The following is a 1,062-nucleotide window of genomic DNA, read 5'->3' as shown; positions in this document are numbered from 1 at the left end:
CGCCGACCCAGCCTTCACCGTATCGATCCCCGTATCGACACTTTCGGTGACGACGTCACCGGCATTGTCAACGATGTAGGTGTCGTTACCGGCTCCGCCGTTCAGCGTATCGGCTCCGGCTCCGCCGTCCAGCGTGTCGTTGCCGGCGCCGCCGGTGATCACGTTCGCCGCAGCATTGCCAATGCCGGTGAAGGTAGCCGACCCGGTGTAGATCAGGTTCTCGATATTGGCGAGTGCCGCGATCGAATAGGTCGCAAGCGACGTCCGGATCTCGTCTGTGCCCGCACCTGCTGCCTCCGTGACCACGTCACTTGCGGCATCCACGATATAGATGTCGTCGCCAGCTCCGCCGATCAGCGTGTCGGCTCCGGCTCCGCCATCCAGCGTGTCGTTGCCGGCGCCGCCAGTCAGCTTATCGGCGGCCGCTCCGCCCTTGATAACATTGTCCAGTTCATTGCCGGTACCGGTGAAGGCGGCTGACCCGGTATAGGTCAGATTCTCCACATTGGCACTCAGTGTATAAGCCGCAAGGCCCGTCTTTACGGTATCGGTACCCTCGCCGGCATTCTCGACGACGATATCGCCGGTGCCGATGATATAGGTGTCATCGCCTGCCGCACCCTTCAGCGTGTCGATCCCTGCCCCGCCCGTCAGGATATTGTTCAGCGCATTGCCGATGCCGGTAAAAGTCGTCGTACCGGAGACGGTCAGGTTCTCGACATTGCTGCCGAGCGTATAGCTCGCGAAGTAGACCGACTGCACGTATACCGTATCGCTGCCCTCGTCGGCAGCCTCGGTGACCATATCCCCGCCATTGTCAACCCAATAGATGTCGTTGCCGGTACCGCCGGAAAGCGCATCAGCTCCCATGCCGCCATCCAGCCAGTCGTCGCCGGCGCCGCCAATCAGCGCGTCATTGCCGGCCCCGCCGATCAGCCTGTCGTTACCCGCACCCCCGTCCAGCACGTCGTTGCCGGCGCCCCCGGTGATCGTGTTGGCCAAGGCATTGCCCGTCCCGGCAAAATTGCCGATGCCAGTGAAGGTCAGGTCCTCGACATTGGC

General features: G+C 62.5%; 1 protein-coding gene. It reads right to left on the bottom strand.

Annotation, left to right across the window (positions count from 1 at the left end; all coding sequences use genetic code 11):
• Positions 1-1,062: calcium-binding protein (locus tag AC1DTN_RS37285; RefSeq protein ID WP_477925113.1), on the bottom strand; the 1,062-nt coding region annotated here is incomplete at both ends.

The organism is Rhizobium sp. 01T444 (genome assembly GCF_056398305.1).
The sequence above is the reverse complement of the archived record's forward strand: the minus strand, read 5'-3'. Positions and strand labels throughout refer to the sequence as shown.